Below are 8432 nucleotides of genomic sequence, written 5' to 3'. Positions count from 1 at the left end.
AGGCCGACGGCCTGCTTTTTTCATGCGCGCCGCGTGCCGCCCGATCGGCGGCCCTCGGTCACAGCGTGTCGAATGCGCGTTGCAGCGCGTCGCGCCCGTGAATCCCGTTCGCGAGCGCGAGCATCAGCAGCACGCGCGCCTTGAACGGGCTCAGCGAGCCGGCGCTCACGAAACCGAGCGCGTCGTCGTTCGCGGCGCCGTTGCGCATCACGTGCCCCGAGCCGACGCGCGACGCACGCACCACGGCGACGCCCGCGTTCACCGCGTCGGCGAGCGCCGCCTGCAGCGTCGCATGGATCGACCCGTTGCCGGTGCCCGCGACGACGAGGCCGCTCACGCCGGCCGCGACGAGCGCGTCGACGGCCGTGCGCGTCACGCCCGCATAGCTCGCGACGACTTCGACCGGCGGCCACGCCGCGGCGATCGCCAGTCGCGCATCGCGCGAGCGCGTCACGCCGCGCGCGAATTCGACGCGACCGTCCTGCACCCAGCCGAGCGCGCCCAGCTCCGGCGACTGGAATGCGTCGACCGCGTAGGTACTCGTCTTCACGACGTCGCGCGCACCGTGGATCCGGTTGTTGAACGCGACGAGCACGCCCTGCCCGCGCGCGGCCGGGTGAGCGGCGACCGTCACCGCGTTCAGCAGGTTCAGCGGACCGTCCGACGACAGCGCCGTGGCCGGCCGCATCGCGGCCGTCAGCACGACCGGCTTGTCGCCGGTCACGACCAGATGCAGCGCGTATGCGGTTTCCTCGAGCGTGTCGGTACCGTGGGTGATCACGATGCCGTCGATCGCCGGATCGGCCATCAGCGCGTCGATGCGCGCGGCGAGCGTATTCCACAGCGGCAGCGCGAGATCCTTGCTGTCGATGCTGGCAACCTGCTCGGCGTCGATGCGCGCGACCGACGCGAGCGCCGGCACCGCGTCGACCAGGAAATTGACGCCGAGCGCGCCGGCCTGATAGCCGGCCGTGCTGGCGGCGTCCGGCGCGGCGCCGGCGATCGTGCCGCCGGTGGCGAGGACGGCGATGCGCGGCAGGGCCGGCGCGGACGAAGATGAAGCGGGATTCGGAGTATTCATGGCCGCGATTGTAATGGCTCGCGGCCGGCATCCGGTAGGTTCCGCGCGTGCGACCGGAGCGGGATGGCGCGCATCATGGTTTGTCCCGATCGCCGCCGTGCGCGCGCCGTCAACGGCCACGCCGCCCGCCGCGTTATAGGAATGCCGTTTTGGTGTTTTCACATTGATTTGCCATAATCGGAGCGCGCGGTGCGATGTGGCCCTGTTCCCGTTGCGCCGGGCTTCGTGACGGCGTCGATATAAAACGCAATTCACCCCATGGGAGTGTCGAAATGAAAATCCAATCGCTCGTAGCCGCGGTGCTTCTCGGCGGCATGCTGGCTTCCCCCGCTTTCGCGGCGAACAGCCAGCAGGACAAGATGAAGGCCTGTAACACCCAGGCTTCCGGCAAGACGGGCGACGAACGCAAGGCGTTCATGAAGGACTGCCTGTCGGCCAAGCCCGCGAAGAAGATGTCGCAGCAGGAAAAGATGAAGGCCTGCAACACCCAGGCCGCCGACAAGAAGGGCGACGACCGCAAGGCGTTCATGAAGAGCTGCCTGAGCAGCCAGCCGGCCGCCTGAGTTCCGGCGCTCCCGCGCGAATGCCGCGCACCGCTTCGGCGGGCGCGGCATTTTTGTTTTCGTTGCACGCGCATCGACGCGTGCGACGACGCCGGATGCGTCGCCGCACCGGCCGGCCGACGGCACCGTCGCTGCCGCCGTCGCGACGTGCTCCGCGGCCTTCCCGCCCCGCTTCCCCTGCACGTCGTACAAATGCCGCCACATGGTGCGGCAATTCGCCGCGATTTCTTCTATGATGGCTGCAACGCGGCCCATCCAAGTACAAGAAGCGCCATCGGGCCGCCCTCGAGACGGACGCGCACGCCGCGTCAAACGGAGGCATGGATGGCATGGAGACAACACCGCTGGTTCCGCCGCTGGCTGATCGTGATCGTGTTCTGGGCCGTACCCGTCGCGATCGTCGCCGTGCGCGAGATCCGCGAGGAAATGGCGTACAACAAGGCCGACCTGCAACTCGCGCTGACCACCTGGCAGCTCACCGATGCGCAGCAGGCGGCAGGCGCCGCCGCGAAGTGCCACGGCGATCCTGACGCGGCGCGCGCGGCCGGCTGCCCGGCCGACGTGCTGGCCGCCAACGCGGCACGCCAGCAGGCGGCCCGCGACGAATACGTGGTGCGCCGCAATACGCTCGCCGGTTATCTGTGGCACGCGTTCGTCGGCTACTGGGTCGTGCCGGCCGCGTTCCTGTTCGCGTGCGGGGTCGTGATCGCGCTGATCCGCCGCGCGCTGCGGCGTCCGCCAATCAAGCCGCCGACTCCGCCTACTCCACCTACTCCGCCGGCGCCGCCCGTCACGCACTGACGCGCAACACCTGGCCCTTTCCCGCCTGCCCCGGCCGGCCGCGCGAGGTATCGCCGTGTGCGCGCCGGTGCGTCCGTTGGCACGCCGCGACACCCCCAAACGATTTGACGCTTTTTCACGCCGGAACGAAAAGAGGCTGTAATCCGCTGTGATATAACTGCCGACGTGATCCGCTCCGTGAGCGAGACTCACTCCGAACGTCATCCGATGGAGAAGAACGATGCAAAAACGGAACCTTGTGCTGAAAGCCGCCGCTGCGCTCATCGTCGGCAGCCTTGCGCTCACCGGTTGCACCACCACCCCCGACAAGCCCGACAATGCCGCGACCAACGCGTCGAAGCGTCAGGCAATCGATTCGAGCGTCGACGCCACGCTGTCGCGCATGTATTCCACGGTCAAGGGTTCGCGCGAGCTCGTCGCGAAGTCGCGCGGCGTGCTCGTGTTCCCGGACGTGCTGCAGGCCGGCTTCATCGTCGGCGGCCAGTCCGGCAACGGCGCGCTGCGCGTCGGCGGCAGCACCGTCGGCTACTACAACACGTCGTCGCTGTCGGTCGGCCTGCAGGCCGGCGCGCAGTCGAAGGCGATCGTGTTCCTGTTCATGACGCAGGAAGCGCTCGACGAATTCCGCGGCTCGGACGGCTGGGCAGCCGGCGCCGGCGCATCGGTCGCGCTCGTGAAGATGGGTGCGAACGGCGCGGTCGACACGACCACGGCCACCGCGCCGGTCCAGGTCATCGTGCTGACCAATGCCGGCCTGATGGGCGACGTGTCGATCAACGGCACGAAGGTCACGAAGCTGAAGATCTGACGCCGCGGCGTCCTCGCCCGTGCGCGTCGCGCGCGGGCGATGCACAAACGGCGATGTCCTGGCGGGCATCGCCGTTTTTTTTCCGCGCGCCGCGCGTCAGGTCGTCGAGTCGATCACCTTGAAGCGCGAGCGCTTCTGCGCGCGAATCAGCGACTGGTACACGTCGACATACTGCTGCGCCATCCGCCGCGACGTGAAGCGCGCCTCGAAGCGCTGCCGCACGCGCGCGCGCGGCAGCAGGTGCAGCCGGTTCACGGCGGCCACCGCGCTGATCTCGTCCTCGACGATGAAGCCCGACACGCCCTCGTCGATGACTTCCGGCACCGCGCCGCGATTGAACGCGATCACCGGCGTGCCGCACGACATCGCCTCGATCATCACCAGCCCGAACGGCTCCGGCCAGTCGATCGGAAACAGCAGCGCATGCGCGCCCGACAGGAATTCAGCCTTCTGGTGGTCGGCGATCTCGCCGATGAATTCGACGTGCGGCAGCGCGAACAGCGGTTTGATCTCCCGTTCGAAGTATTCCTGGTCCGCCGCGTCGATCTTCGCGGCGATCCGGATCGGCAGCCCGCACTGGCGGGCGATGCGGATCGCCGTGTCGACCCGCTTCTCCGGCGAGATGCGGCCGAGGAACGCGAGATAGCGCGGCTCGACGGGCTGCGGCAGGTACAGCGTGTCGGGCAGCCCGTGATACACGGTCGTCAGCCATTTCGCCTGCGGCAGCGGCTGGCGCTGCGAATTCGAGATCGAGATCACCGGCGCGGTGTTGAACGTGTCGAACACCGGCTGCTGCTCGGGCAGGTCGAGCCGGCCGTGCAGCGTCGTCACGAACGGCGTGTCCTGCCGGTTGAAGACCGAAAACGAGTAGTAGTCCATGTGGAAATGGAGCACGTCGAAGTCCTTCGCGCGGCGCGCGACCGTCTCCATCAGCAGCATGTGCGGCGCGACGCGGTCGCGGATCGACGAGTCGAGCCGCAGCGCACGCGGCCACACCGGTTCGAGCCTGGCCCGGGTCGTCGAATCGCCGCTGGCGAACAGCGTCACGTCATGGCCGAGGTCGACGAGCGCCTCGGTGATGTAGGACACGACGCGCTCCGTGCCGCCGTAGAGCTTCGGCGGCACGGATTCGGTCAGCGGGGCGATCTGGGCAATTCTCATGGTCCACGTCTCCTGTGTCCTCGGTCGGCCGGCACGGCGGCTGGCACACATCCCGCTCCGTGCGGCGCGCAGCCGGATATCTCATTATTATTCGCGATCCCGATGCCCGGAAGCACCGGTCTTTCATTTTATGGGGGTTGTTACAGACAGGATACATTCGCGCTCGGCGCCGCCTGTACCGCTTCGGCGCGGCCGGACCGGCGCGACGGGCTACCGGCGACGGGCTACCGGCGTCATGCCGCCGACGCCCCCTCACGCACACCGCCCCCCGCCGGTCAGCGCGACGGCCACTTCCACGGCGGCAGGTCGCGCGTGTCCGCATCGACGAGCACGGTCGCGCCGAGCTGCTTGTCGAGCACCAGCGACTCGCAGCCGGCCTCGCGTTCGAGCGTCGCGATGAGCCGGGCCGCGTGCGACACGACCAGCACCTGCGAACGCTGCGCGGCCTGTGCGATCAGGCGGCCGAGCGCCGGCAGCAGATCGGGGTGCAGGCTCGTCTCCGGTTCGTTCAGCACCATCAGCGCGGGCGGCCGCGGCGTCAGCAGCGCGGCCGCGAGCAGCAGGTAGCGCAGCGTGCCATCCGACAGTTCGGCAGCCGACAACGGGCGCAACAGCCCAGGCTGGCGCATCAGCACGTCGAAGCGGCCGCGCCCGCCCGGATTGTCGATGTCGATCGAGGCACCGGGGAACGCGTCGTCGATCGCCGCATCGAGCGCGGCGGCATCCCCGATCTCGCGGATCGTCTGCAGCGCGGCGGCCAGGTCGGCACCGTCGTCCGCCAGCACCGGCGTGTGGGTGCCGATGTGCGACTGGCGGGCCGGCGCCTGCGCGTCGGTGCGGAAATGATCGTAGAAGCGCCACGACCGGATCCGTTCGCGCACCGCGATCATCTCCGGTGCACCGACCGGATCGGCGAACTCGGTCATCATGCTGTCGAAGCTCGCGACCGGTTGCGGCACCGTGTGCCAGTCGCCCGACCCGCTGCGCGCGCGAATCTGCGCGCCCTGCCGGTCGACCAGGAGCGTCGACGGACGCAGCAGCGCGCCGCCCCAGATGCATTCGCGCTTCACGACGGGATCGAGACGAAACATCGACGCGTCGTTCTTCACCGGCAGGCCGAGATCGATCGCGTAACCGAAATCGTCGCACGCGAAACCGAGCTTGAGGCTCACCGGCCCGTTGCGCACCGTGCCGGTCACCGGCGTGTCGCCGCTCAGCATCGAACGCGAAAAGCGCTCGGGGCCGGCCCACAGCGTCGACGGCAGCCCGCCTTCGCGCGCGAGCGACGGAATCACGCGCCCCTGCGCGGTGTCGGCCAGCAACCGCAGCGCGCGGTACACGCTCGACTTGCCGCTGCCGTTCGGCCCCGTGACGACGGTGAGTGCCGCGAGCGGCACGATCAGCTCGCGCAGCGAGCGGTAGTTGGCGATGGCGAGCGTCTTCAGCGCGGTCATGGGCGGGAAATGGCAGCGGGAAATAGCAGCAGGAAATGGCAGCAGGAACTGGCAACGGATACCGGCGCGCGTTCAGCGGCCGTCGGTGGCCTTCGGATCGGCCGCGGTGTTGGCCGCCGTGCTGGCGGCGGGCGGCCGCGCATGCGGCCGATCGGGACTCGGCTCGTCCAGCGCCGATTCGTGCGGATACAGCTCCATCCGGCTGCGCGGCAGGCATTGAGGAAACCGCGCCTGCAGGTACGCGATCAAGCCCTCGCGAACGCGGCAGCGCAGATCCCAGCACGCCGACGAATCGACCGCGCTGACGAGCGCGCGCAACTGCATCGTGCGCTCGGTCGCGTCGGTCACCTGCAGCACCTGCACGCGGCCATCCCACTCGGGCGCCGCATGGACGAGCCGCGCGAGCTCCTCGCGCAGCGGCGCGAGCGGCGTGCGGTAGTCGACCGACAGGTACACCGTGCCGATGATCTCCGAGCTGCTGCGCGTCCAGTTCGTGAACGGGTTTTCGATGATCCACTGCAGCGGGACGACCAGCCGGCGCTGATCCCACAGCCGCACCGACACGAACGAGCCGGTGATTTCCTCGATACGGCCCCACTCGCCCTGGATCACGACGACGTCGTCGAGCCGGATAGGCTGCGTGAGCGCGATCTGCAGCCCGGCGATCAGGTTGCCGAGCACCGGCCGCGCGGCAATACCGGCGACCAGCCCCGCGACGCCGGCCGACGCCAGCAGGCTCGCGCCGACCTGGCGCACGTTCGGGAACGTCATCAGGGCCGCGCCCGTGCCGATGACCACGATCAGCACCATGACGGTCCGCACGAGCACCCTGGCCTGCGTATGGACGCGCCGCGCCTGGAGGTTGTCGGCCGTATCCAGCGGATGGGCCTGGATGATCGCGTCGCCGACGCCGGCCGCGAGCCGCACCAGCAGCCAGGTCAGCGACACGATGGAGCCGACCGCGGCCGCGGTGCGCATCCCGCGCACGAACGACATGCCTTCGTCCGCCTGGAGCCACAGGAACTCGAGCACGAGCAGCGCGAGCGTGACGAGCGACGATTTGTCGATGTAGCGCAGGATCACGCTCATCAGCGGATACGGCTGCGCGATGCGCTTGACGATGTGTGCGCCGAGACGGTGCACGATCACGACGACCAGCACGACGATGACCGACACGATCAGCGTGCCGAGCCACGAATGCAACGGCGCATCGGCGATGCGCTGCAATTCCTCGATTGAAATCATCGGCGCCCGGGATGCTTCGGTTATGAGGCGCGGCGGCCTCGTCCTGGATGCGTCGGCGACGTCCGGGCGACGCGCGCGCCCGGACCCGGCGTCAGATCAGTTGCCGCTCCTGCAGGGAAACGCCTTGCCGAGACCGAGCGACACCGCGGTGCTCGCGTTGTAGTCGGCCAGCTTCGGGTTCTCCGCGATGTACTTGCGCACCGCGTCGGTCATCTGCTGCGCCCGGATGTCCGGCGGCAGGCAGAAATACTGCCCGACGCGCGGCCCGGTCGTGCCGCCGATCGCATCGATCGTGTTGTAGACGCCATCGGCGGCGCCTTCGATGTAGGCCGCGCACGACGCCCGCGACTTGACGTCCGTCTTCGCGCACAGCCGGTCGAGATCCGCGCCCGTGAAAGCCGCCGCCGACAACGGCACGGCAAACGCCGCGGCACAAAACATAGCCCGCAACATGGTGTTCCTTATGTCAATGCGGCCCCGGGCCGCTTGCTGCGCTGACCGGCGCGGCGGCCGGACGCCCGCTGCCGGCCGGGTTCCGGCCGGGCGGGCGCTGCGCCACCGCGCCGAAACCGTCATTTTGCACTCTTTTGGGCATCTGCCGGCGCCGACGCGCCGACGCGCACCGTCCGCTTGCTCAGGATGTCGATCGCGTCCGGTGCCTTGTAGTGCTTCGCGAACTCGAGCGCGGTGATGCCGAGCTGGTTCTTCACCTGCGGATCGGCACCCTGGTCGAGCAGCAGGTTGACCGTCGTCGCGTGGTTGCCGCGGGCGGCCATCATCAGCGGCGTCGTGCCGTTCGGCGACGCGGTGTCGATATACGCGTCATGGTCGAGCAGGACCTTGACGACTTCGTCCTGGCCGTTGGTCGCCGCGTAGTGCAGCGGCGCCCAGCCCTTCTTGCTGACTTCCGCACCCTTGTCGATCAGCAGCTTGACGAGCCCGACGTCGCCGTTCAGCGACGCAAGCATCAGCGCGTTCTCGCCGGCCTTGTCTTCCTTCTCGAGGTCGACGTTCGGCGTCGTGGCGATCGCCGCGGCAACCTTGTCGGACTTCTCGCGCGCGGCGATCACCAGGATCGGGTCGCCGTTCGGCGCGAGCGTGTTCGGATCGAGCTTGCCGCTCTTGAGCTGCTTGCCGATGTCGGCGATGTCGTCGAACTTGACCGCCTTGACGATCGCGTCGAGCGACTCGGCATGCGCGCCGGCGGCGGCAAACAGGCCGCTCGCGACGAGCGCGGCGGCGACGAGTGCACGCTTGGGCAGGTATGTGATCGGCTTCGTCATTGTTGTGGGCTCCTTCCCTGGGTTGTCGGCTGGCCG

General features: G+C 68.8%; 9 protein-coding genes. 3 read left to right on the top strand and 6 right to left on the bottom strand.

Annotated features, from left to right (window positions below; all coding sequences use genetic code 11):
- Nucleotides 1-58: 58 nt before the first annotated feature.
- Nucleotides 59-1081: an asparaginase gene (locus U5771_RS09120; RefSeq protein WP_322023645.1), complete on the bottom strand. Its 1023-nt coding sequence runs from the start codon at nucleotides 1079-1081 to the stop codon at nucleotides 59-61.
- 272 nt (nucleotides 1082-1353) lie between these two features.
- Here U5771_RS09120 and U5771_RS09115 point away from each other — a divergent pair, with 272 nt between their 5' ends.
- The 3 genes from U5771_RS09115 (at nucleotide 1354) to U5771_RS09105 (ending at nucleotide 3253) form a co-directional block, all read left to right on the top strand.
- On the top strand, nucleotides 1354-1644 hold the full coding sequence (locus tag U5771_RS09115; RefSeq protein ID WP_322023644.1) for a PsiF family protein: 291 nt from the start codon (nucleotides 1354-1356) through the stop codon (nucleotides 1642-1644).
- Between the two features lie 324 nt (nucleotides 1645-1968).
- Nucleotides 1969-2445, top strand: a complete 477-nt coding sequence (locus tag U5771_RS09110) for a hypothetical protein (protein ID WP_322023643.1) — start codon at nucleotides 1969-1971, stop codon at nucleotides 2443-2445.
- A 220-nt stretch (nucleotides 2446-2665) separates the two neighbouring features.
- Nucleotides 2666-3253 (top strand): YSC84-related protein, encoded by a 588-nt coding sequence (locus U5771_RS09105; RefSeq protein WP_322023642.1) that lies wholly within the window; start codon nucleotides 2666-2668, stop codon nucleotides 3251-3253.
- 96 nt (nucleotides 3254-3349) lie between these two features.
- On the opposite strand, the gene U5771_RS09100 is transcribed toward U5771_RS09105, so the two are convergent.
- The 5 genes from U5771_RS09100 to U5771_RS09080 all read right to left on the bottom strand — a co-directional run bounded on the left by U5771_RS09100 (nucleotide 3350) and on the right by U5771_RS09080 (nucleotide 8396).
- Nucleotides 3350-4414, bottom strand: coding sequence for a glycosyltransferase family 4 protein (locus U5771_RS09100; protein WP_322023641.1), 1065 nt, complete (start codon nucleotides 4412-4414; stop codon nucleotides 3350-3352).
- A gap of 275 nt (nucleotides 4415-4689) precedes the next feature.
- Complete coding sequence (locus U5771_RS09095; protein WP_322023640.1) at nucleotides 4690-5868, bottom strand: AAA family ATPase; 1179 nt, start codon at nucleotides 5866-5868, stop codon at nucleotides 4690-4692.
- A 72-nt stretch (nucleotides 5869-5940) separates the two neighbouring features.
- Nucleotides 5941-7113 carry a mechanosensitive ion channel family protein gene (locus tag U5771_RS09090; RefSeq protein WP_322023639.1) on the bottom strand — a complete coding sequence of 391 codons (1173 nt, stop codon included), beginning with the start codon at nucleotides 7111-7113 and terminating at the stop codon, nucleotides 5941-5943.
- A 96-nt stretch (nucleotides 7114-7209) separates the two neighbouring features.
- Nucleotides 7210-7566: a Rap1a/Tai family immunity protein gene (locus U5771_RS09085; protein ID WP_006485939.1), complete on the bottom strand. Its 357-nt coding sequence runs from the start codon at nucleotides 7564-7566 to the stop codon at nucleotides 7210-7212.
- Between the two features lie 119 nt (nucleotides 7567-7685).
- A complete protein-coding gene (locus U5771_RS09080) occupies nucleotides 7686-8396 on the bottom strand; it encodes an ankyrin repeat domain-containing protein (RefSeq protein WP_322023638.1) in 711 nt (236 codons plus the stop codon).
- Between the last annotated feature and the right edge of the window lie 36 nt (nucleotides 8397-8432).

The organism is Burkholderia sp. BCC1977 (genome assembly GCF_905339595.1).
Classification (GTDB): Bacteria; Pseudomonadota; Gammaproteobacteria; order Burkholderiales; family Burkholderiaceae; genus Burkholderia.
This window is presented reverse-complemented; position numbering and strand designations above follow the sequence as displayed.